The sequence below is a fragment of the Spongorhabdus nitratireducens genome, assembly GCA_947387575.1.
Classification (GTDB): Bacteria; Pseudomonadota; Gammaproteobacteria; order Pseudomonadales; family Endozoicomonadaceae; genus CANDOC01.
Window position 1 is genome coordinate 40,566 of record CANDOC010000003.1, and the last position, 23,029, is coordinate 63,594.

Here is a 23,029-nt window from a genome sequence, read left to right on the forward strand (position 1 = left end):
TAAAATGGCGATATCAGTAATCCAGCAGTCGCTCTTCCAGTGCTGACGCTTCTGCATCCAGCTTTTCCAGGAAGTGCATCTTTCTGACCAGTTCAGCTGCCTTGTGCAGCGCACTCTCAGAACCGTCTGCCAGATGTTCACCAAATGTTGTCTGATACTGACGGAGGGATTTGGACACGCCCCGTCTGAAACTGTCGACAGCCGCTTCCGGGTCTGGCTGTGATGCCAGCTCGGACAATTCGTCACGCAACTCCATCTGCTCCATCAGGAACGCCGGATCCATGACGGTATTGGTTTCGGCCCCGACTTCGACTCCTTTCAGAGCCAGCAGGTAGTCTGCCCGTTTCAGCGGAGACTTCAGAGTGTCATAGGCTTCATTGATGCGTGCCGCGTACTGAACCGCCAGTCGTTTTTCCGCATCATCTGCTGCCGCAAAACGATCAGGGTGAACTACTTTCTGCAGATCGTGATAACGACGATCCAGCTGCGAACGCTCTACCTGAAAACTGACCGGTATTTCAAACAGCTCGAAATAACTGGCCTCGAAATTTACCGTATCAGCCGACATTAAAGCTTTCACCGCAACCGCATTCACTGGTGACATTAGGATTATTGAAACGGAAGCCTTCGTTCAGGCCTTCCTTTACAAAATCAAGCTCGGTACCGTCCAGGTAGGCCAGACTCTTGGGGTCGATAATAACGTTGGCACCGAAGTATTCGAACTGCTGATCTTCAGGCTGAAGATCATCAACAAATTCCAGTACATAAGCCATACCGGAGCAACCGGAAGTACGAACGCCCAGGCGAATACCCAGACCACGACCACGCTGTTCCAACTGCCGCTTGACGTGACTAGCTGCGGCTTCTGTCATGCTGATTGCTGCTGTCATGCATGCATCCTGTAATACACGAAGCCCTTGTCAGGGCCATATCGTGCCGGCGACTTATGCTGCGCCGGCGGCTTCCTGACTCTCTGCACCATCACCTTTGCCACGATAGTCAGCAATCGCTGCCTTGATCGCATCTTCGGCCAGTACCGAGCAGTGGATTTTAACCGGAGGCAGCTCCAGTTCTTCAGCAATATCGGTATTGCGGATTTCGGCTGCCTCATCCAGGGTGCGGCCTTTCATCCACTCGGTTGCCAGTGAGCTGGAAGCAATTGCAGAACCGCAGCCGTAGGTTTTGAACAGTGCGTCTTCGATCACACCTTCATCGTTTACCTTGATTTGCAGTCGCATTACGTCACCACACGCAGGCGCACCGACCATACCGGTACCAACGTGAGGATCAGCAGCATCCATTTTGCCCACATTACGGGGGTTTTCGTAATGATCGATTACTTTTTCACTGTAAGCCATTTTGACACCTCCACAGCCGGGCCATGCCCGGCTGAAAATCTCTTTATCAGTGGGCTACCCACTCAACCTTGCTCAGATCGACACCATCCTTGTACATATCCCACAGCGGAGACAGTTCTCTCAGTTTGGTGACCGCATCGCGCAGTTTCTCTGCGGCAAAGTCGACTTCTTCTTCTGTAGTAAAGCGACCGAAAGAGAAACGCAGGGAACTGTGAGCCAGCTCATCATTCAGACCCAGCGCACGCAGTACATAGCTGGGCTCCAGGCTGGCAGAAGTACAGGCAGATCCGGAAGAAACAGCCAGATCTTTCAGCGCCATAATCAGCGACTCGCCTTCCACGAAGTTCATGCTGACGTTCAGGTTACCAACGACACGGTGTTCCAGGCTGCCATTGATGAACACCTGTTCCATATCCTGGATACGATTCCAGAAGCGGTTACGCAGGGCCAGAACCCGGGCATGCTCGTCATGCATTTCTTCTTTAGCCAGACGGAATGCTTCACCCATACCGACAATCTGGTGAGTCGGCAGGGTACCGGAACGCATACCACGCTCATGACCACCGCCGTGCATCTGGGCTTCCAGACGTACCCGCGGCTTGCGGCGAACATACAGGGCACCAATGCCTTTCGGGCCATAAATCTTGTGGGCACTGAAGGACATCATGTCGACCTTCAGTTCTTCCAGGTTGATATCCAGCTTGCCGGCACTCTGGGCGGCATCCACGTGGAAGATAATTTTACGTGGGCGGGTCAACTCACCGATTGCCTTGATATCGTTAACAACGCCAATTTCATTGTTAACGTGCATCAGGGAAACGACAGTGGTGTCTTCGCGGATCGCTTCTTCTACAGCTTTCGGCTGAATAATGCCGTCACTGTCCGGATCCAGATAGGTTACTTCAAAACCTTCCCGCTCCAGCTGACGACAGGTATCCAGTACCGCCTTATGTTCAATACGGGAGGTAATAATGTGCTTGCCTTTCTTCTGGTAGAAGTGAGCAGCACCCTTAATAGCCAGGTTATCCGACTCGGTCGCACCGGAAGTCCAGACAATTTCACGCGGATCAGCGTTAATCAGCTCCGCAACCTGACGACGGGCGTTTTCTACCGCTTCTTCGGCTTTCCAACCGAACAAGTGGGAACGTGAAGCAGGATTACCGAAATTGCCATCCAGCGTCAGGCAGTCCGCCATCGCCTTGGCAACACGGGGATCCACCGGAGTTGTTGCTGAATAATCCAGGTAGATCGGACACTTCATTCTATACATCTCCCACAATCAGGCTCTATTTTGAAAATGCCGTCACATCGGTTATTCAGGAGCAGACGGTATTTTCTGTTTGTTTCTTGGTCAGACCGGCACAGCTTCAGGCAATGCGCTCGGCGTCAATAATATGTTGTTCGTGCTGCACCCGGTTGTCCTGGCGCGTAGCAACATCCTGCACTTCTCTTCTGGCGACCAGGTCTGCCAGACTGATCCCGCTCAAAAACGCGTGGATCTGGTCACTCAGATCACACCACAGGTGATGAGTCAGGCAGATATCCCCCTTCTGGCATCCACCTTCACCATGACACCGGGTTGCATCAACCGATTCATTAACGGCATCGATGACCTGGGCAACATAAATCTCTTTCACATCCCGGCTCAGACGGTAACCACCACCCGGACCACGGATACTGCACACCAGATCACTGCGACGCAGACGTGAGAACAGCTGTTCCAGGTAAGAAAGGGAAATACCCTGACGCAGGGAAATATCAGCCAGAGCAACCGGGCCTGAGCTCGCATGAAGCGCCAGATCCAGCATTGCAGTTACAGCATATCGACCTTTTGTTGTCAGGCGCATATTTCAGCTAGTGGCCTCATCCGTCAATAATCGGGATCTCCTGCATCTGCCTTCTACAGCCCCTTGCCGGACAGAAATACGGGAATCTATGCAAAATTATGAAATACCTGACCAAAACAGTCAACTATTATTCATATCGGGCAGACAGGCGGGATTGCAGAGTACAGGCGGGGAATTCAATAAAACCCGAAGGGATGCGCCACCTCTTGGCAGAGGTATCAGAGGCGGCGCGATTATAACACAAGATTTTGATAAACGCTTCGGAAAATAACAACTAGCTATTTACAGCCCGTAGCGTTAGCTAACCTTTTCTTTTCCTTGATCTTTTTCTGATCCATCACAGTCTTTCAGGCTGTCGAAGTCTTCATCACGAAGCTCCGGCAGCTCCTGCCCCGGATTGCAGCTACCCAGTTCCTGCATGGCTGAGCACATCTGCTCAATCTTGAAGTCAACGGCGTGCATGTGATCCAGCAGCTTGTCAAAAGCCTCAGCTACCGGGTCCGGCATATCCTTGCTGACACCATAGGCATCGAATCCGATCTTGGCGGCCATTACCTTGCGACGCTGATCTTCTTCCTTGCTGACCTTTTTGATAATCCGGCCAGGAATGCCGACAACGGTTGCTCCCGCGGGAACTTCTTTCGTCACCACCGCATTGGAACCGACCTTGGCATTGGCACCCACCTCAAAAGGCCCCAGAATTTTGGCTCCAGCACCAACCACAACATTATCGCCAATAGTCGGATGTCGCTTGCCTTTGTTCCAACTGGTGCCACCCAGGGTAACACCCTGATAAAGAGTTACATCGTTGCCAATCTCGGCCGTCTCACCAATCACCACGCCCATACCGTGGTCAATAAAGAAACGCCGTCCGATGGTTGCACCGGGATGAATTTCAACCCCGGTCAGCCAGCGACTGAATGTCGACAGGGTTCTGGCCAGCCATTTAAAGCCTCTTTTCCATAAGCCATGTGCCAGTCGATGCAATAACAGCGCATGCAGTCCGGGGTAATTCGTCAGCACTTCAAACCAGTTACGTGCCGCCGGGTCCCGATCAAAGACACTGGCAATATCTTCCCGTGTTCGCTCAAACATGAAGTATCCCACCCGCTTCATGAGCTGAGTGCCGGCAAACCGGCACTCGCTTTACTTTTCGTTTTTAACCACTTCTTTAGCTGCCGCTAGCCGTATGGTTCGCTGGGTATCAGACAAGATACCGCGCAGAATCGACAACTCATTGGTTTCCAGCCCGGCCCGCATATATAAACGACGCAACTTGTTCATCAGCTTGCCCGGGTTATCGGGGTTAAGAAAATCAATCTCAACCAAAGTTTGCTCCAGATGACTGAAATAGCCTTCCACCGCTTCGGCCGAAGCAATATCTGCAGTCTTTACCACAGCATTGTTTTCCACTTCACCTGCGGCCAGACTGGCCATCCGGAGCTCATAACAGAGCACCTGCACTGCAGCACCAAGATTCAGCGAGCTGTACTCGGCATTGGTCGGAATGTGCACATGGTAGTGACATCGCTCCAGCTCATCGTTGGTCAGCCCCGTCCGCTCACGCCCAAACATAATCGCTGCCGGCAGCCCTTTTTCTGAAATGGTTTCGGCGCAGGTGCGTGGATTCAACAACGGGCGAGGAATCTTGCGGTTACGGGCACTTGTGCCGATGACCAGGCCACACCCTTCCAGCGCTTCCTCCACGGTGCTACAGATAGTTGCATTCTCCAGCACATCTTTCGCACCACTGGAGCGGGCAAAAGCTTCATCCGAAGGAAAGTTATCCGGCTCGACCATAACCAGATGAGATAACCCCATGGTTTTCATGGCACGGGCAACCGCACCGATATTGCCGGGATGAGAAGGTTTAACCAGAACGATTCGCGTTGAGTCCAACACCGGAAGGGACTTCCTGAAAAGCCTAAACGGCGGAGTCTACTGCATCATGGAAAGCCTTGACAACGGCTAGAATCAAAGGGCTATACAGGAATAGATAAATGCCTGACAAGCCACCACCCTATACTGCCGTTGAAAAACCATCAGCACGGCAAGTCACCCGGCGCTATCAACCCTCCCCTGAGACCAAAGCTCTGCTCAAACCGGGAATGACACCCGTTGGCTACAGCAAGGCTTTAATGCGCAACGGTCGGGATGAAGACAATATCACCTTTATGTCTCATGCCTTGCCACCAAGACAGGGTATTCGCTGGGCTACAAGCAGTATGCAGCAGTCCGGATTCCAATGGTCCCCGAATGAGCAGCAGGCGCTGCAAAGCGCCAATAGCTGGGCAACCCGCCCAAGCCGAAGACGCTATACGGTTATGCGCTCCCGCATGTCATCGGTCTCCAGCACATCACCGGTCGGGATGATAGGTCAGGCCGGAGGGTATGCCTGGGGAATGGGGCCTCAGTTTGGATATGGAGGGTTAAGTGGTTACGGCCCACCAATGGGTATGAGTGGTTCGCGGCTACATTACCGCCCTCGCTGGCAGTCCAGAGATCCATCTGATATCCGCTTCGATAGCGCCCTCAACCGGATGTTTGGCGATAGCCGTGACAGCAATGCACCTGATCCGAACTCCTTTAGGTACCGAAATGACCCGGAACGTTACTGGCGTGATCTACAGGAGTACAGGGACAAGATTGCCAGAGATCTGCACCGGGGACGTGGCGGCGTTGTGACCGATGATTACGGCAATGTGATTGGCGGCCGGGGACATCGAATGAGCTATGAACAGGCAAATACCCTGGCAGACCAGATAGTGAACGGCCAGACCAACGGTGAGTTCAGCCGCCGCGGCTACGGCACGCTGGACGGTGATATGAACCTGGGCACTGGAATGGGAGCCGGCATGCCGGGTATGGGTTATGGTCCACCAGCAGGTGGCCTTGGTATGGGAGGCATGGGCGGGATGGGTTACAGCCCGATGATGGGCGGCGGATTTGGTATGGGAGGAATGGGGTATAACCCGATGATGGGCGGTGGATTTGGTATGGGAGGAATGGGGTATAACCCGATGATGGCAGGCGGGTTTGGCATGGGGGGAATGGGATATTCACCTTTTATGGGAGGCTTCGGCATGATGTCACCCGCAGCCAGCTGTGCAGGTTTGCTGGCAACTGCCCTGATAGGCACTGCCACACTGGTTATGCTGAATCGCCAGCGCTCACGGTCACGCACCTATCGCACAATGGGCATCTCTGGCATCCGTCACTATAACAGCCGCAGGGAAGTAGCATCAGACACCTCCATGACCGCAGTCACTGACGAACTATCCGGCGCTTCAGCACCACCAGCACCTGAGCGTGATGGACTGCCGACTTATCAGGAGTCAGAGGGCATTTCTGATACCACGCCCACACCTGTTCCTGACAAACCTCCAATTCCAGACAATGAAACCATCACCGGGAATGATTTTCCTCCCACATACTCGGAAGCAATATTGCAACCTGAATCCCGACATACTGAGCCGCCCCCGGCTTATACCACAACAGAGGTATCCGGGATGGAGTCAACAATTCATACTGGATTTGAGCAGCCAACTTCTCCCGGCACAATTTCAAATCCCGACGAAGACCTGATCACTCTGGAACCAGATCATGAAGAAGGAGAAGGGTCAGAAAACAATGATGAGGGGACAAGCGGCACCCTTTAATTTCAACTAAATTACAAATCCGTATTAGCTGCAGTATCCGAGGCAGCCATTCGTGAGATATAATGCTCGTTTACCCTCACAACGTTCTTTAACACCATAGCTTTCGAGCCTAGCACCATGCAGCCAATGTTGAACATGGCACTGCGCGCTGCGCGCATTGCCGGCGATTATATTGCAACCGCCTTTGATGAGCGGGATAACCTTCTCATCAAATCCAAGGATGTTAACGACTTCGTAACCGAAGTTGACCGTACATCCGAATACAAGATTATCCAGTCTCTCAGCAAGGCCTACCCGAACCACGGGTTCTATGGCGAAGAAAGCGGCTACAAGGCTGGCACAGCCGAAGGTAGCGACTACACATGGGTCATCGATCCGCTCGATGGCACCACCAACTTTATCCACGGAATGCCTCACTTTGCTATCTCCATCGCCTGCCTGTATAAGGGCCGGGTGGAGCACGCTGTTGTGCTGGATCCGATCCGTCGTGAAGAATTCACCGCCAGCCGTGGTCACGGTGCAGCTATGAACGGTCGCCGAATTCGCGTTTCCCGTCGCAAGAGCCTGGACGGTGCGCTGATCGGTACCGGTTTCCCGTTCCGTCAGTCCCAGCTGGGCCATGTGGAAAACTACTTCAACATGCTGCGTACAGTCATCGGCCCGACTGCAGGTATTCGCCGTGCCGGTGCTGCTTCTCTGGACCTGGCCTACGTGGCTGCCGGTCGCTACGATGCGTTCTGGGAATTTGGTCTGAGTCAGTGGGATATGGCTGCGGGCAGTCTGCTGGTCACTGAAGCCGGCGGTCTGGTCTCCGACTTCCAGGGCGGTCACAACTTCCTGGAATCCGGTCAGATTATCTGTGGCGCGCCGAAGTGCTTCAAGGCCATGCTGCAGAACATCCAGCCGTTTGTAAACGAAGGCATGAAACACTGATCTTCGCGTAACGGCCTTTAATCAGATATTCCCGCTTTTAGTGGCGGGAATATCTGATTCTGATAATTCCCTTCTCTATTCTGAAGTAGCTTACCCCGATTACAGGCATCTTTGTGAGCCCTGTTTATGCCTGACTTCAGCTTTGGCATGTGTGCCAACCACTATGTCGAGTTCTACACCCTGCCTAAAGGTGCTGCCAACATCCTCTCTCATGATGAATGGCTTGATCGCTCCAAAACACGTGAAAAAACCGCCCGCCTGAAAGCCTCAATCGAAATTTTTGAAAACCAGCAGAAGAAAGGTGAGTCATTTTTCAAATCGGAAAAACATTTCACAACCACCTGCGACCTCATCAAAGCCTGTGGAACCGGAGAGTGCCGCAGCCTGTCCCTACTTGCCTGTCAGTACCTTTATAATCAAAAAGCACCGAATCCGGTTTATATCATTATCATCAGTGACGATGGTGTTCATTGTACTGCCGGTTATAACTACCCGGAGATCAACTGGGGGCATGGCCAGATTAGACTGGAAAGTGGCCTTCCCTCACTGGGCCGTGAAGTTGTGATTACCGATCCGTGGATAAATGTCGTCTGCCCTGCCACCCACTATCCGACAATCCTTAACAGCACCCTCAAACACTGGAACCATGAACGCAGGAAAATGCTGGATACAGAAACCGGCATCGACTCATTCCCTCCGCTAATTGACGACAGAAGCCAGATTATTGTGAACCATCTGCCAAGCAACTGGCGTCGGTACGAGCGCACAACATAATAAACATTTTCCAAGGCAAAATTTGCGTAATTACCAACCTTGCATATGCTTGGCTGGTTAATCCAACACGATCTACCGTCTTCCCGCCAACTCCTGTCAGGTTCCCCCATGACAAACCATCAGGCGCACTCAGAATCAGAAGATACCGTCAACTTTAACCGCTGGCGTATAGCCTTGCTGCTGGTCATGCTGCTCGGCTTCAGCATTCTTGGTGTTATCACTTTCAAAGTTCACCAGGATGCCCCGCCTATCCCCGAGTTTGCGGTGACACCCTCCGGAGAGGTGCTGTTCTCCGGCAAGGATATCTCTGCCGGGCAGGAGGTATTTCTCAAACATGGCCTGATGGATAACGGAACAATCTGGGGACATGGTGCCTATCTTGGTCCCGATTTTTCCGCACAGTATCTGCATAATCTTTCTGAAACTGCGCAGGACTTTATTGCCAGAGCAGAATTTGGCAGGAACCAGAAGCACTTGAATCAAAGTGAGCAGGCTCTGGTTGATGCGGCAGTGATCACGACCCTGAAAACCAATCGCTACGATCCCTCCCGCAGGGTACTTTATCTGACGGTTCCAGAAGTTGAGTCATTCCTGCTACAAATGGAATGGTGGCGCAACTACTTTGCTCACCCTGCAAACAATGGTGGCCTGCCGGCAGGCTATGTGCAGGATCCGGAAGAGATGCGACAGCTCGTTGCTTTCTTTGCCTGGACAGCCTGGGCCTCAGTTGCCAACCGCCCAGGAGAGAATTACTCCTACACCAACAACTTCCCCTATGACCCGAGCGTAGGTAACCTGCCAACCGGACATGCGTTGTTGTGGAGTGCCATTAGCCTGGTCTTCTTGCTGGGAGGCATTGGCACCGTCCTGCTGGCGTTCGGTAAATTCGATTACCTTGGCTGGAGCGGCACCGAAGACAATAACCATACCTTTCCCGGATTAATGCCCGGCCCTGTAACTGAAAGTCAGCGAGCACTCTTAAAATACTTTGCCATTGTCGGACTACTGTTCCTTGCCCAGACGGTTATCGGCGGAGCGACGGCTCATTATCGCGCCGATCCTGCCAGCTTTTACGGCTTTGATATTTCCGACGTTTTCCCCAGCCACATTCTTCGGACCTGGCACCTGCAGCTGGCTATTTTCTGGATCGCCACAGCATACGTCGCTGGCGCTCTGTTTCTGGCACCCGCCCTCGGTAAACATGAGCCACCACTACAGAAAGGCTTTACTCACTTGTTATTCTGGGCATTGGTTGCTGTCGTCGTCGGCAGCCTGCTGGGTGAATGGGCCGGAATATCTCAATGGCTGCCCGACAGCTGGTTCTGGTTTGGTCATCAGGGCTGGGAATATCTTGAACTCGGTCGATTCTGGCAAATTCTGCTGGCTATCGGTTTGTTGTTCTGGTTCTTTCTGGTTTTCAGAGCCGTTGCACCTTCCCTGCAGGATAAAAAACACAAGGAAATGAGCATTCTGTTTATCCTGTCAGCCCTGGCAATTCCTGTCTTTTATTTACCGGCCATGTTTTTCGATGGTCAGACTCACTACTCCATTGTTGATACCTGGCGATTCTGGATTATTCACCTGTGGGTTGAAGGCTTTTTTGAACTGTTTGTAACCGTACTGGTTGCCGTTATTCTTTATCGTCTGGGCGTAGTTCGCCGTGTCACTGCAACCCGGGTAATCTATCTGGATGCCATTCTTTATTTTGGCGGCGGCCTGATTGGTACCGGTCACCACTGGTATTTTACCGGCCACACCAATATGAATATGGCTTTCAGTGCTGTGTTCTCGGCACTGGAAGTTGTTCCTCTGACCTTGATAACTCTCGATGCCTGGGACTTTGTCAAAATCACTCGACAGAAAAGTCAGGCTTCCGGGCAACCGGAATATATCCCGCATAAATGGACATTTTTCTTTTTAATGGGGGTTGGATTCTGGAACTTTGTCGGGGCCGGCGTTTTTGGCTTTCTGATCAATCTTCCCATTGTGAGTTATTACGAAATGGGAACCCAGCTGACCCCGAATCACGGTCATGCTGCCATGATGGGCGTCTTTGGCATGCTGGCTCTCGGCTTGATGGTGTTCTGTTTACGTCAGGTGTCTTCAGATAAAACCTGGGGTGAGCTGGAAAAATATATCCGCACCTCATTCTGGGGACTGAATATCGGACTGGCCTTAATGCTGTTTCTCAGTCTGTTTCCTGCCGGAGTTATGCAGCTGCTGGATGTACTTGATCACGGTTACTGGCACGCCCGCAGCCTTGAGTATACGGGACAGGATCTGGCCCGACTTTATGAGTGGCTACGCCTTCCCGGGGATGTTGTATTTATTCTGTTTGGCGTGGTACCGATTACCATTGCCAGCTGTCTGGGCTACCTTAAACTTCGTAAGCCTGAAGGCTAACCTGGTTTGCTGGAGCATCGTTCCGGTGCTCCAGCAAACCCTCTGGTATATTAAGACTCAGAACAACATCAATTTTGGGTTTTGCGAATAATGGCAAGGAGAGTCAATGTACACCGATGAAGACCTGAACAGGGCAACAGACAACGGCATATTTTCGGCTGAACAGGTGTCGGAATTTCGGCACTTTATCAGCCAGCACCGTCGGGTGTCTGCAGTGGACGAAGAGAACTTTCGCCTGCTTTCCGGCTTTAACGATATTTTTGTTGTCATCGCCTGCCTTCTGCTGCTGTCTTCAAGTGTCTATGCCACCCGGGATATCAGTGACGGTATTGCAATGACAATACTTGCTGTTCTGTCCTGGGGATTATCAGAGTTTTTTGTTAAAAAACGCAGAATGGCACTACCGGCCATCGTTTTGCTAGTCACCTTTGTAGCCGGTGTCTTTTTTGCCGTTATGGATTTCTATCCGGCAGAAATCGAACATTCTGCAATTGCAGCATCTCTGGTTACCGTTATCGCCACTCTGCTTCACTGGAAACGATTCCAGGTGCCAATTACCGTGGCAGCAGGCACTGCGGCTGCAATCGGTTTTGTGACATCCCTTATCTTTGCAGAATTTCGGGAATCAGCACTCAGCTGGATAGAACCTATGTTGCTGGCAGCGGGTCTGGTCGCATTTATTATTGCAATGTCCTGGGACCTTTCTGATAAGGAACGGACCACACGTCGCTCCGATGTCGCATTCTGGCTGCATCTGCTGGCCGCACCACTGCTGGTACACCCTGTTTTCAGCAACCTCGGTATTCTGGGCGGAGACGAAAGCCTGCTGAATATGTTGATTGTGGTTTTGCTTTATATTCTGATGACGCTGATATCACTGGTTATCGATCGCCGGGCCTTTATGGTGTCATCACTGGCTTATGTACTTTATGCGCTGTCCGGACTGTTCAAGGAATATGGTTTTATCAGCTACAGCCTGGCTATTACCGGCGTCATTATCGGTAGCGCCCTGCTGCTGCTTTCAGCGTTCTGGCATAAAGCAAGAGCGTGTGTAACTGCGAGTCTGCCTGAGTCCCTGCGCCACCGACTACCTTGAATCGCTTTTCAATCCTGATAAAAAAAAGGCCGTTATCTTTTCAGATAACGGCCTTTTTCAATCTTTGGTTGCTTGTTGAACCAACCGAAAGATCAGGGCATCTCGTCTACTTCACCTTCTTTCACCGGCACGATCAGATCATCACGAGAGATGTTCTGTACCAGCAGCAGGTTGGATGCGATATAGATAGAGGAGTAGGTACCCACACCAATACCGATCAGCAGTGCAGTAGAGAAGCCGTGAATCATCTCGCCACCGAGAATGTACAGTGACAACAGTACAAACAAGGTTGTACCGGAGGTTGCCAGCGTACGACCCAGGGTCTGACTCAGGGAGATATTAATAATCTCTACCGCATTGGTGTCACGCACCTTGCGGAAGTTCTCACGCACACGGTCATACACGATAATGGTATCGTTCAGGGAGTAACCGATAACCGCGAGAATCGCCGCCAGTACTGTCAGGTCAAACTGCAGCTCAAACAGCGAGAAAGCACCCAGCACGATAATACTGTCGTGTGCCAGAGCGGCTACAGAACCCACAGAGAACTTGAACTGGAACCGGAATGCGATGTAAACCATCACAACAGCCAGTGCCAGCAGCATGCCCAGTCCGCCCTGTTCACGCAGACGCTCACCAACCTGGGGACCCACAAACTCAACCCGCTTGGTTTCTACATCGCCTTCATAGGCGTTATCCAGCATTCTGGCGACCTTGTCACCCAGCGTCGGCTCATCACCCGGAATACGTACCAGCACATCACTGGCAGAACCGTATTCCTGCACGACAGCATCTGTGTACCCGGCCGCTCTCAGCTGGTCACGCACTTCACTGATGTCAGCAGCACGATCATAACGCAGCTCGACCAGCGTACCACCTGTGAAGTCCAGTCCCCAGTTAATGCCCTTCACACCCAGAGTAACCAGTGAACCCAGTACCAGGATGATCGAAAGCATACCCGCCAGTCGGCGGATCTTCATGAAGTCAAAGATTCTGACTCCGTTAATGGTTTCAGGCGTTGCCATTGATGCCACCTCAGATCCGAATCTTGTCCAGTTTGCGACCACCGTACATCAGGTTCACCAGCGCCCGGGTGCCGACGATTGCTGTAAACATGGAAGTCACAATACCCAGTGACAGGGTTACCGCAAAGCCTTTGACCGGCCCGGTACCCACAGCGTACAGAATGATACCCACCAGCAGGGTAGTGATGTTGGCGTCAAAGATAGAAACAAACGCCCGGTCATAACCCTCATGGATTGCACGCTGAACCGACAGCCCTTTCTTAATCTCTTCCTTGATACGGGAGAAGATCAGCACGTTGGCGTCGACCGCCATACCCAGTGTCAGAACGATACCGGCAATACCCGGCAGAGTCAGCGTTGCAGAAAGCATCGACATGGCTGCGAGCAACAGTACAAGGTTCAATACCAGTGCAACATTGGCGAAAAGACCAAACACCTTGTAAACGATGACCATGAACAGCAACACAAAGGCCATACCCACAATCGTGGAGATAACACCCTTCTGGATATTGTCTGCACCCAGGCTCGGGCCGATGGTACGTTCTTCAGCAAAGTACATCGGTGCAGCCAGAGAACCGGAGCGCAGCAGCAGAGCCAGCTCGGAAGATTCACGGGACGAGTCCAGACCGGTAATCCGGAACTGGTTACCCAGCGCACTCTGAATGGTCGCCAGACTGATAATGCTCTTCTCTTCCTTGAAGCCCTGCACCTTCACTTTCACCGGCTGACCGTCGACCATTTCGGTCTTGATCCGGGTTACCGGTTTCTGCTCGATATACAGCACGGCCATACGGCGACCAACGTTGTAGCGGGTCGCGCGGTTGATCATCTGACCACCACGACTATCCAGACTGATACTTACCTGCGGCTGGCCGGATTCAGTATCAAAGTTGGACTGGGCATTGGAAACCTGGTCACCAGTCAGAATCACATCACGCTCAAGCTGGGCGGTATAGCTCGGGTTATTCCGGAAACCGAAAGTTTCAGTACTGGTACGAGAGGCATCGGATGCCGCTTCCAGACGGAACTCAAGGTTGGCAGTCTTACCCAGAATACGCTTGGCTTCAGCGGTGTCCTGCACACCCGGCAGTTCGACCACAATACTGTTGCGACCCTGACGCTGAACCAGTGGCTCGGACACACCCAGTTCGTTAACCCGGTTGCGGACAGTGGTCAGGTTCTGCTTGACGGCATAGTCTTCAATTTCCTTGATGCGCTGCTCATTGAAGCCATAAACCAGCAGGAATTTGTCGCCGACATCACGATTTTCAATCAACAGGTCGGGGAATTCCTTGGCGATTTTCTTTTCCGCCTGTTCCCGAATGGCAGCATCTGCGAACATGAGCTGACGCTTGCCGTCTGCTGAATTCGGAGCAGTGCGGTAGCGCAGCTTCTCTTTACGCAGCAGGGTACGAATTTCACCATTGTAGACTTCGAGACGGGTCGCCACGGCGCGATCGGTATCAACTTCCAGCAGGAAGTGTACGCCGCCGCTCAGGTCCAGACCCAGCTTCATGGGGTAAGCACCAAGGGATGTCAGCCAGTCCGGCGTGGTTGGTGCAAGGTTCAGGGCGACAACATATTCGTCTCCCAGTTTGTCCTTGATCACGCTGCGCGCACGCTGCTGCTGGTCTGCCCGCTTGACGCGAATCAGCAAACCGCGATCCTGTTCTTCTGATGCCTTGACGTCGATATTTGCCGCTTCGAGCGCTTTGACGGCACGGTTAAGTACCGCACTGTCCACCGGAGTGGAAGCACTGCCACCGGAAATCTGAACGGCAGGATCATCAGGATAAAGGTTGGGCAACGCGTAGAGAATACCAACTGCGACTACGAACAGAATCAGCAGGTATTTCCACAGAGGATAACGGTTTAGCATAAGGCCGTTGTTCCTGTCAGAGTTCCTGTAAGTCCATATAAACCGGCCGGTTCATTAATGAACCGGCCGGCACTCTATCACTTGAAAGCGTTCTTGATAGTACCCTTCGGCAGGGCAGCACCAATAGAAGCTTTCTGGAAGTTCAGCTCAATATTGTCGGCAACCTGCAGGGTAATATAACCTTCGCTGACATTGGTTACCTTACCGAGGATACCACCGGTGGTTACCACTTCATCCCCCTTGGACAGGCCTTCCAGCAGGTTTTTATGTTCCTTGGCACGCTTGCTCTGGGGGCGCCAGATCAGCAGCCAGAAAATCAGAACAAAACCGCCCAGCATCAGCAGCTGACCAACCATACTTGGACCGGCCACCTGCGCTGCATCGGCGGCGTGGGCCGCGGGAATTAACGAAAGCATGCTTCTCACTCCTGAAGAATAAGCAACGATTAAAAGTCATGACCCGAAACTGGTGCAAAGGTTCCGCTTACCAACCATTGCACCAGACATCGCCCCTTATCCCGGTTTGATGCTCAGACAACCACAACTGTAATACTTTTTTGTACCTGTGGTACTTGTCAGTACCTTTCCTTGTACCCGAAATACCCGGCTAAAGCCTTAACCGCGCATTTCCGGAGTCACTTCTCCGCGCATGCGATAGAAGTTCTCTACAAAACTGTTCAATTTACCCTGTTCGATAGCACCTCGCAAACCGGCCATCAGTCGCTGGTAGTAACGCAGGTTGTGAATGGTGTTGAGCATGGAGCCCAGAATCTCATTACACTTGTCCAAGTGGTGCAGATAAGCACGGGTAAAGTTGCGGCAGGTGTAGCAGTCGCAGTTGTCTTCCAGCGGTACTTCAGCATGACGATGTACCGCATTACGGATCTTGATTACGCCCTGATCAGTGAACAGATGGCCGTTGCGGGCATTACGGGTCGGCATGACGCAGTCGAACATATCCACACCACGGCGCACGGCTTCAACAATATCTTCCGGCTTGCCAACGCCCATCAGGTAACGCGGGTACTCTTCAGGAATACGGTGCGGTGTGTGATCCAGAATACGGATCATATCTTCCTTGGACTCACCCACACTCAGGCCACCGATGGCATAACCGTCGAAGCCGACTTCCAGCAGGCCTTCCATAGAGCGGTCACGCAGATCTTCAAACATACCGCCCTGGATAATACCGAACAGGGAAGACGGGCTGTCAGCGTGAGCTTCACGACTGCGCTTGGCCCAGCGCAGAGACAGTTCCATTGACTCACGGGCCTGATCGTGATCCGCATCACCCGGCGTACATTCGTCAAAGATCATGACGATATCGGAACCCAGCTCACGCTGAACCTGCATGGAGGATTCAGGGCTCATGAAGACCTTGGCACCATCAATCGGAGAACGGAAGGAAACACCTTCTTCAGTGATCTTGCGCAGCTCACCCAGGCTGAATACCTGGAAACCGCCGGAGTCAGTCAGGATCGGCTTGTCCCAGCCATTGAAGTCGTGCAGGGTGCCGTGTTCCTGAATGACCTGGGTACCCGGACGCAGCATCAGGTGAAAGGTGTTGCCCAGAATAATTTCTGCACCGATCTCATGAATATCACGGGGCAGCATGCCCTTTACCGTGCCGTAGGTTCCCACCGGCATAAAGCAGGGTGTTTCGACGGTGCCACGGGGAAAGGTTACCCGGCCACGACGGGCCATGCCGTCTTCACCCAGCTTGTCGAACTTCATGAAGCATTCGTTACGCATGCTGACTCCATATTCCTTCAATAATTCAAACGCTTTTCAGTAGCAGCTTTACGCCTGCTTACTTCGAATCCACTTCAGGCTGCTTGCGGGTTAGCAACATCGCGTCCCCGTAACTGAAAAAGCGATACTTCTGCTCTACCGCAACCCGGTAGGCATTCATCATTTCGTCGTACCCGGCAAATGCTGATACCAGCATCAACAGGGTAGATTCCGGCAGGTGGAAGTTGGTCACCAGAACATCCACCGTCTTGAATTCATAACCGGGGAAAATAAAGATGTCGGTTTCACCGCTGTAGGGCTTCAGCTCCCCACTCTGGCTGGCGGTTTCCAGGCTACGCACGGCAGTGGTACCGACGGCCACCACTCGACCACCACGGGCACGGGTTTCAGCAATGGCCTGACAGGCTTCTTCGGAAACTTCCAGATATTCCGAATGCATATGATGATCTTCAATCCGATCAACCCGGACCGGCTGGAAGGTGCCTGCGCCAACATGCAAGGTCACAAAGGTCTTGCGAACCCCTTTTTCTTCCAGCGCCTGCAGCAATTCATCATCAAAGTGAAGACCTGCAGTCGGTGCAGCAACCGCACCTTTACGCTCGGCAAACACCGTCTGATAACGCTCGCGATCGCCCATATCATCGGCACGGTCAATATAAGGAGGCAGTGGCATATGGCCCAGACGATCCAGCGCCTGCAGAACTGTTTCCTCACCGAGGAACTTCAACTTGAACAGCGCATCCTGACGCTCAACCATTTCCGCCTGCACTTCATCTTCAAGAATCAGCTGAGCACCCGGTTTTGGAGACTTGCTGGAACGCACATGCGCTAGCACATGCTGCTCATCAAGCACTCGCTCCACCAGAACCTCAATCTTGCCTCCGGAAGCTTTACGACCGTGCATTCGTGCCGGGATAACCCGGGTATTGTTCAGTACCAACAGGTCATCAGGCTGAAGGAAATCCAGCAGGTCTTTAAAGGTGCCATGAGCTGGTTCAGCGTCGCCATTGACTACCAGCAGGCGACTGGCTGTCCGCTCCGGCATCGGGTAGCGGGCAATCAGCTCATCGGGAAGGTCGAAATGGAAATCACTGACGCGCATTCGGGTTCTGCTCTGGTTATTCAAAAAGGCGGGAAGGATACCCAATAACGGGCCTCAGGTCAGTAGTAGTAATACTTTCCCCGTTTTCAGGCATGGATTTCTGCAACGCAGATCACAGCCTTAACCTGCTTCATTTAGCTCTTAGAGCCTGTTCATCATCTTTCGTGGATAGAGAAAATGTTGAGAACAGGCTCTTAAGTACTGACGTCCGCAAAAATGGACACTTGTGACAATCGGCACAGTGATAATCTGCAGCCGCTCTTGCAGCCACTCTTGCAGCCCAACAAGGCACTCATTGCCCCGCATATAAAGGCTGCACCTTGATTCTCCTGTCATTCACCCACACAAGTTATAGGATAACCACGAATGAAGTTACTGCCTGCAGTATTGGTCGCTGCCTCATCAACTCTCTTCTCTGCAGCAAGCTTTGCCGACAATTTCAATTACAACTATCTGCAGCTCGGTGCAGCCTTTGATAAAACTGAATTCAAAACCGGTAACCATAAACCGGATTTTTCCGGCAAGGGTTTTAATGCCCAGCTGCAATACTCACCTTTTGAAGGTGTTTATGTTAAAGGCGTCTTCTCTCGTAGAACAATTGACCAAAGCAAGAGTGTCGGTATCACGCGCTACAAGCTTGATGGCAACACAACGAACATTGGCGCTCTGGCCGGTGTTATTTTTCCCGTGACAGACGGCATTGACCTGAGAGCCGGTTTTGGTATCGCACGCAGTACTGACAAATACACCGCCACCGGCACTATCAAGGGCAACAGCAAGCAGACAGTTACCAAAACTGATACCAACAAAACCGGGTTTTACGGTGAGACCGGTTTAAAATTTGATCTGGGTAACTGGGGTGATCTGGACCTGCTCTACTCCCGCATCAACAAAGCCAATTACTTCTCTATTGGCGGTAATACCCCGATTACTGAAAACCTTGGTGTTGAAGTTGGCTACAGCTTCAGCCCCAAAGGTCCCAACCGTGAACGCTTCGGCTCACTTAACGTAGGGGTACGCTTCTACTATTAATAAGCTCCAAACAATTCATTTCCCAAATAAAAAAGCGCCGGCAAAATTGCCGGCGCTTCGGGTTTGATATAACAGACTCAGATTGTATTCAGACAGATCTTAGAATACAGAAACGCTGTACTTCAGGTAGAAGCGGTTCACGTTACGGTCATACAGGCCACCTACAGCCGCACCGTTACGGGTACCTTCTGCACGGTAGTTGATGTGCAGCCAGGACAGAGACAGACCTTTCAGCTGACCGTCGAAAGCGTAAGAAGCATAGCTGCCGATTTCACGACGCTTGAAGTCTTTAACGTTTTTAGCGTCTTTACCCTTGGCATACCACAGGTCCCACTTCAGGCCTGGCAGCATGTCAGCAAAGTCGTAACCAGCGTTAACGATGTATGCTTTTTCGTCTTCCAGAGAGAAGTCTTCCCAACCAGCCAGGCTAGAGTTCATCTTGCCGTAGTCGTTGTTGAAGAAGCCGTTATCGTAGTCACCATCTTTGGTCTTGTTATAACCCAGACCTACAAATGCCGGACCGTAGTTCAGGGTGGCATTCAGGTTAATGAAGCTTGATTCGAAGCCCTTGGTAGCGTACAGGCTGCCATCTTCTTCAGCTTTGCTGTAACGGCCATCCAGATCAACAGACATGTTGTCGTCGATCTTGACGCTGTAGTCAGCCTTGAAGAAAGACTTCTTCAGGTAATCAGTAGACTTGGCAAATTCTGCAGTCAGGCCAACACCGGCAACATTGTAGTTAGCACCAAAAATCTGCAGCTTGTCGATTTTCTTGCCAGCTTTGTTGGTCAGATCAGCATTCAGGGTAGACTGGTTACGCTCGCTGTGACCGTCAATCTGGGCACCGTAAACGGTGAAACCATATCCGCTGGCACTCAGATCCAGACCGGTAGTGCTGGCTGCCAGAATACGGGAACCGGAGTCAGAGTACAGCTCATAACCACGCTTCTTGACACCGTAGGTGCCTTTCAGGGCAACTTCACCGACCTTGTACTTGGCTTTCAGGTATGCCTGCTGAACACCGGCAATACCATTAGCCTTACCATCGTCACCGGTTGCCAGGTTGGTAATGTTACGTGGTGTTGAGCCTTTAGAAGTATCGAGTGTATCGATGCTATCAGCTGCGCCAACAGTCACTACTGCACCAACCATGTCATTGACATAACCGGTATCGAAGTCAGCCACCAGAGCGTGTACCCATTCATCACGCTCGGAAGTGGTCTTGGTCTTGTTGTCTTCTTTCCAGTAGTAGTTCTTGTAGGTCAGGGTCAGGCTTGGATCGATGGTAACAGACTCAGCCTGGGTCGCAGATGCAGCCATGGCAGCAACAATGGCTACGCTCAGGGCACTTTTGGACAGCAATTTCATGCGTGCCAACTCCTTATGGGTGTTGTTCTTATGTGTCGAATTCTGGAGATATACGGCGATTGATAAGCACATCCATTTTACACAAACAGTCTGCACACCCTTTCCGGGTGAGCCCCTCAGGCTGTTCATGCCTTATACATACCGCAGGTTAGTCATTCTTCAATAGCCATCGTTAAAAAGCAATAAAAAAATCTGCATCTTTAATACTTGCCAAAAATAATCGCTTTTTGTCGCCAAATGCACAGAACTTGCAACAGAGAAACTGTTGGAAATACAGCTATCCCCCGCCTGCGGCCATTCAAACCTGTTCTATACGTAGAAATCCAAAAGCAAATATTCAGCCATTGCCTTATGAGCTCCAGCACATCAAATCGCTTCCAAACTCGACTAAAAAGCACCTATATAAGAATAACTATTCCCTTGCTTGCCATATTTCATATTTGGGGCATATAAATAGCCGTAAACGTCAATACCAAAATTGATGTAAATCAAAAAGTTATCATTTTGTTTGAAACAAATTAGACGACAGAAAAAAGTCTCTGCAGGCACGGGTATTGCAACGTTTTTTTCTGACACCCAAATACCAACTCTTTACAAACGATTTTACAGAAAATAGCGTCGTTACTAGCCCAAGCCCGATTTTATTGCTTCAGGTCAAGTAAAGCCTCATCATGAAAATCCCCTGCACAGCCATAAAATTTCGCTTTCAAAACAGCCCTGAAAAACACTAACTGGGCACAGATGTGCAATAAAAAGCGCTTGATTTGCCCCTTTCGTTCCGGATAGATTGCGGGTTATCGAAATATCGTAAGTGTTTGATCCATGGGTTTATTTTAAGAAGTTCATTCCGCGTCACCTGTAACCAACACACACAATGACCGAGTTTCAGAATAAATCTTATTGAAGGGTTTGCTGCATTCAATAGCAGTACTCCGGACCATAAAAGACTGTTGATTAGGGGATTTATATGAAGAAGCCATTCAAGGCTCTGCCGATTGCCAGCATGTCACTTCTGGCTATTGCTACCTCAGCTATCATTTCTACCACTGCATCTGCAGCCATCGTGCCTGAAGGCACCAAACTGGCTTCTGTGCAGGAGCTTGTACGGGGCAATGGTGCCGAACCGGCTTCTCTCGACCCTCAGAAAGTAGAAGGTACTCCGGGTTCTACTGTAACCAAGGACCTGTTTGAAGGCCTGATTACCCAGGACGCTGATGGTAATGTGATTCCGGGCCAGGCTGAAAGCTGGACAGTTTCCGACGACAACAAAGTCTTTACCTTCAAGATCCGCGACAACGCCAAGTGGTCCAACGGCGAGCCGGTAAAAGCCAGCGACTTCGTATTCGCCTTCCGTCGTGCAGTTGATCCGGCACTGGCTTCCCGCTATGCCTGGTACATGGAAATCCCGACCATCATCAACGCTACCGATATTGTTAACGGCAAAATGAAGCCGGAAACCCTGGGCGTTAAGGCACTGGACGACAAAACCTTCCAGGTAACCCTGGAAAAGCCGGTTCCCTACTTTGTTAAAATGCTGGCACACCAGACCATGTTCCCGGTACCTGAAGCCGTCGTTAAAAAATTCGGCGACGACTGGACCCGTCCGGAAAACATCGTAACCAACGGTGCCTTCACTCTGAAGGATTGGGTTGTTAACGAGAAACTGGTTCTGGAGCGCAACGCCAACTACTGGAACGATAAAGAAACCGTTATCGACAAGGTGACCTATCTGCCAATCACCTCCCAGACCGCCGAGCTGAGCCGTTACAAGGCTGGCGAGCTGGACATGACCAACGAAATCCCACTGGAGCACTACAAGTCGCTCAAGAAGCAGATTCCGGAGCAGATCAAAACCACCCCTCAGCTGGGTACCTACTACTACGCGTTCAACCTGCAGGAAAAGCCGTTTGACGATGTTCGCATCCGTCAGGCGCTGTCCTACGCTATCAACCGTAGCGCGATTACCGATTACATCCTGAAGCAGGGTCAGATCCCGGCCTACACCTTTACCCCTCAAGCTGTAGCCGGCTTTACTCCGCCTGCTACCGAGTACAGCAAGCTGAGCCAGAAAGAACGTGACCAAAAGGCTCGTGATCTGATGAAGGCTGCCGGCTTCGACAAGAGCAACCCGCTCAAGCTGAACCTGCTGTACAACACCAGCGAATCACACAAGAAAGTAGCAATTGCTATTTCCCAGATGTGGAAGCCGCTGGGCGTTCAGGTCACTCTGGAAAACCAGGAATGGAAGACTTTCCTCGACAGTCGTGACGAAGGCAAGTTCCAGGTAGCCCGTGCCGGCTGGATTGGTGACTACAATGAACCTTCCACTATGCTGGACCTGAACACCACGACTCACGGTAACAACGACGGCAAATACTCCAGCAAGCGCTATGACCAGCTGATGGCCAAGTCCCGGGTGGTAACCAGTGACGAAGAGCGTGCCAAGCTGTACGCCGAAGCGGAAGAGATCCTGGCAGAAGATATGCCGATCGCTCCGGTTTACCAGTACGTCACCAGCCGTCTGGTTAAAAACCACGTTGGCGGTTATCCGCTGAACAACGTTGAAGACAATGTGTTCACCCGAGACCTGTATATAAAGCAGTAAGCCTGACCAGTCAGCGCAAAGAGTGAAGGGGTTTCATTCCCCCGGGAATGGAATCCCTGAACGGGAATCCTGCTCACATCAGCCATGTAACTGTTAATTAAATGAAATTATTGGTTCATGGCTGTTTGCCTTCCCCCCCAGGGGCCCGTCACCGGGTTAGAGGCAATCCCCCTCTCCTCACCGCTTCACTGGTTCAA

Annotated in this window: 20 protein-coding genes; 7 read left to right on the forward strand and 13 right to left on the reverse strand. The window is 51.6% G+C overall.

Annotated features, from left to right (window positions below; translation table 11 throughout):
• Positions 1-13: 13 nt before the first annotated feature.
• From hscB to trmJ, 7 genes are all read right to left on the reverse strand, one after another.
• Positions 14-568: a co-chaperone HscB gene (gene hscB / locus ACYZZ0_RS06790; RefSeq protein ID WP_461535844.1), complete on the reverse strand. Its 555-nt coding sequence runs from the start codon at positions 566-568 to the stop codon at positions 14-16.
• Positions 558-890: an iron-sulfur cluster assembly protein IscA gene (gene iscA / locus ACYZZ0_RS06795; protein WP_461535845.1), complete on the reverse strand. Its 333-nt coding sequence runs from the start codon at positions 888-890 to the stop codon at positions 558-560. The genes hscB and iscA overlap by 11 nt, the downstream gene beginning before the upstream one ends.
• Positions 891-944: 54 nt before the next feature.
• On the reverse strand, positions 945-1,358 hold the full coding sequence (iscU, locus tag ACYZZ0_RS06800) for a Fe-S cluster assembly scaffold IscU (protein ID WP_461535846.1): 414 nt from the start codon (positions 1,356-1,358) through the stop codon (positions 945-947).
• Positions 1,359-1,404: 46 nt separating this feature from the next.
• Positions 1,405-2,619, reverse strand: coding sequence for an IscS subfamily cysteine desulfurase (locus tag ACYZZ0_RS06805; protein WP_461535847.1), 1,215 nt, complete (start codon positions 2,617-2,619; stop codon positions 1,405-1,407).
• Positions 2,620-2,725: 106 nt separating this feature from the next.
• Positions 2,726-3,205, reverse strand: a complete 480-nt coding sequence (gene iscR / locus ACYZZ0_RS06810; RefSeq protein ID WP_461535848.1) for a Fe-S cluster assembly transcriptional regulator IscR — start codon at positions 3,203-3,205, stop codon at positions 2,726-2,728.
• Positions 3,206-3,502: 297 nt separating this feature from the next.
• Complete coding sequence (gene cysE / locus ACYZZ0_RS06815; RefSeq protein ID WP_461535849.1) at positions 3,503-4,300, reverse strand: serine O-acetyltransferase; 798 nt, start codon at positions 4,298-4,300, stop codon at positions 3,503-3,505.
• A 51-nt stretch (positions 4,301-4,351) separates the two neighbouring features.
• On the reverse strand, positions 4,352-5,107 hold the full coding sequence (trmJ, locus tag ACYZZ0_RS06820) for a tRNA (cytosine(32)/uridine(32)-2'-O)-methyltransferase TrmJ (protein WP_461535850.1): 756 nt from the start codon (positions 5,105-5,107) through the stop codon (positions 4,352-4,354).
• A 98-nt stretch (positions 5,108-5,205) separates the two neighbouring features.
• Here trmJ and ACYZZ0_RS06825 point away from each other — a divergent pair, with 98 nt between their 5' ends.
• The 5 genes from ACYZZ0_RS06825 to ACYZZ0_RS06845 all read left to right on the forward strand — a co-directional run bounded on the left by ACYZZ0_RS06825 (position 5,206) and on the right by ACYZZ0_RS06845 (position 12,070).
• Complete coding sequence (locus ACYZZ0_RS06825) at positions 5,206-6,864, forward strand: DUF6931 family protein (protein WP_461535851.1); 1,659 nt, start codon at positions 5,206-5,208, stop codon at positions 6,862-6,864.
• Between the two features lie 117 nt (positions 6,865-6,981).
• Positions 6,982-7,797 (forward strand): inositol monophosphatase family protein, encoded by an 816-nt coding sequence (locus ACYZZ0_RS06830; protein ID WP_461535852.1) that lies wholly within the window; start codon positions 6,982-6,984, stop codon positions 7,795-7,797.
• Positions 7,798-7,923: 126 nt separating this feature from the next.
• Positions 7,924-8,571 carry a hypothetical protein gene (locus ACYZZ0_RS06835; RefSeq protein WP_461535853.1) on the forward strand — a complete coding sequence of 216 codons (648 nt, stop codon included), beginning with the start codon at positions 7,924-7,926 and terminating at the stop codon, positions 8,569-8,571.
• A gap of 108 nt (positions 8,572-8,679) precedes the next feature.
• A complete protein-coding gene (locus ACYZZ0_RS06840; RefSeq protein WP_461535854.1) occupies positions 8,680-10,974 on the forward strand; it encodes a nitric-oxide reductase large subunit in 2,295 nt (764 codons plus the stop codon).
• 106 nt (positions 10,975-11,080) lie between these two features.
• Positions 11,081-12,070 (forward strand): hypothetical protein, encoded by a 990-nt coding sequence (locus tag ACYZZ0_RS06845; RefSeq protein ID WP_461535855.1) that lies wholly within the window; start codon positions 11,081-11,083, stop codon positions 12,068-12,070.
• Between the two features lie 92 nt (positions 12,071-12,162).
• On the opposite strand, the gene secF is transcribed toward ACYZZ0_RS06845, so the two are convergent.
• From secF to queA, 5 genes are all read right to left on the reverse strand, one after another.
• Complete coding sequence (gene secF / locus ACYZZ0_RS06850; protein ID WP_461535856.1) at positions 12,163-13,095, reverse strand: protein translocase subunit SecF; 933 nt, start codon at positions 13,093-13,095, stop codon at positions 12,163-12,165.
• Positions 13,096-13,105: 10 nt separating this feature from the next.
• On the reverse strand, positions 13,106-14,974 hold the full coding sequence (gene secD / locus ACYZZ0_RS06855) for a protein translocase subunit SecD (RefSeq protein ID WP_461535857.1): 1,869 nt from the start codon (positions 14,972-14,974) through the stop codon (positions 13,106-13,108).
• A gap of 77 nt (positions 14,975-15,051) precedes the next feature.
• The gene (gene yajC, locus ACYZZ0_RS06860) at positions 15,052-15,390 is read right to left on the reverse strand and encodes a preprotein translocase subunit YajC (RefSeq protein WP_461535858.1); all 339 of its coding nucleotides are present in this window, start codon (positions 15,388-15,390) and stop codon (positions 15,052-15,054) included.
• 198 nt (positions 15,391-15,588) lie between these two features.
• On the reverse strand, positions 15,589-16,707 hold the full coding sequence (gene tgt / locus ACYZZ0_RS06865) for a tRNA guanosine(34) transglycosylase Tgt (protein WP_461536176.1): 1,119 nt from the start codon (positions 16,705-16,707) through the stop codon (positions 15,589-15,591).
• Positions 16,708-16,783: 76 nt separating this feature from the next.
• On the reverse strand, positions 16,784-17,827 hold the full coding sequence (queA, locus tag ACYZZ0_RS06870; RefSeq protein ID WP_461535859.1) for a tRNA preQ1(34) S-adenosylmethionine ribosyltransferase-isomerase QueA: 1,044 nt from the start codon (positions 17,825-17,827) through the stop codon (positions 16,784-16,786).
• Between the two features lie 366 nt (positions 17,828-18,193).
• Here queA and ACYZZ0_RS06875 point away from each other — a divergent pair, with 366 nt between their 5' ends.
• The gene (locus tag ACYZZ0_RS06875) at positions 18,194-18,859 is read left to right on the forward strand and encodes an outer membrane beta-barrel protein (RefSeq protein WP_461535860.1); all 666 of its coding nucleotides are present in this window, start codon (positions 18,194-18,196) and stop codon (positions 18,857-18,859) included.
• Between the two features lie 99 nt (positions 18,860-18,958).
• Here ACYZZ0_RS06875 and ACYZZ0_RS06880 read toward each other — a convergent pair whose 3' ends face one another.
• Positions 18,959-20,227 (reverse strand): OprD family outer membrane porin, encoded by a 1,269-nt coding sequence (locus tag ACYZZ0_RS06880; protein WP_461535861.1) that lies wholly within the window; start codon positions 20,225-20,227, stop codon positions 18,959-18,961.
• A gap of 967 nt (positions 20,228-21,194) precedes the next feature.
• On the opposite strand from ACYZZ0_RS06880, the gene ACYZZ0_RS06885 reads away from it, so the two are divergent.
• Positions 21,195-22,832, forward strand: coding sequence for a peptide ABC transporter substrate-binding protein (locus ACYZZ0_RS06885; RefSeq protein ID WP_461535862.1), 1,638 nt, complete (start codon positions 21,195-21,197; stop codon positions 22,830-22,832).
• The last annotated feature ends 197 nt before the right edge of the window (positions 22,833-23,029 follow it).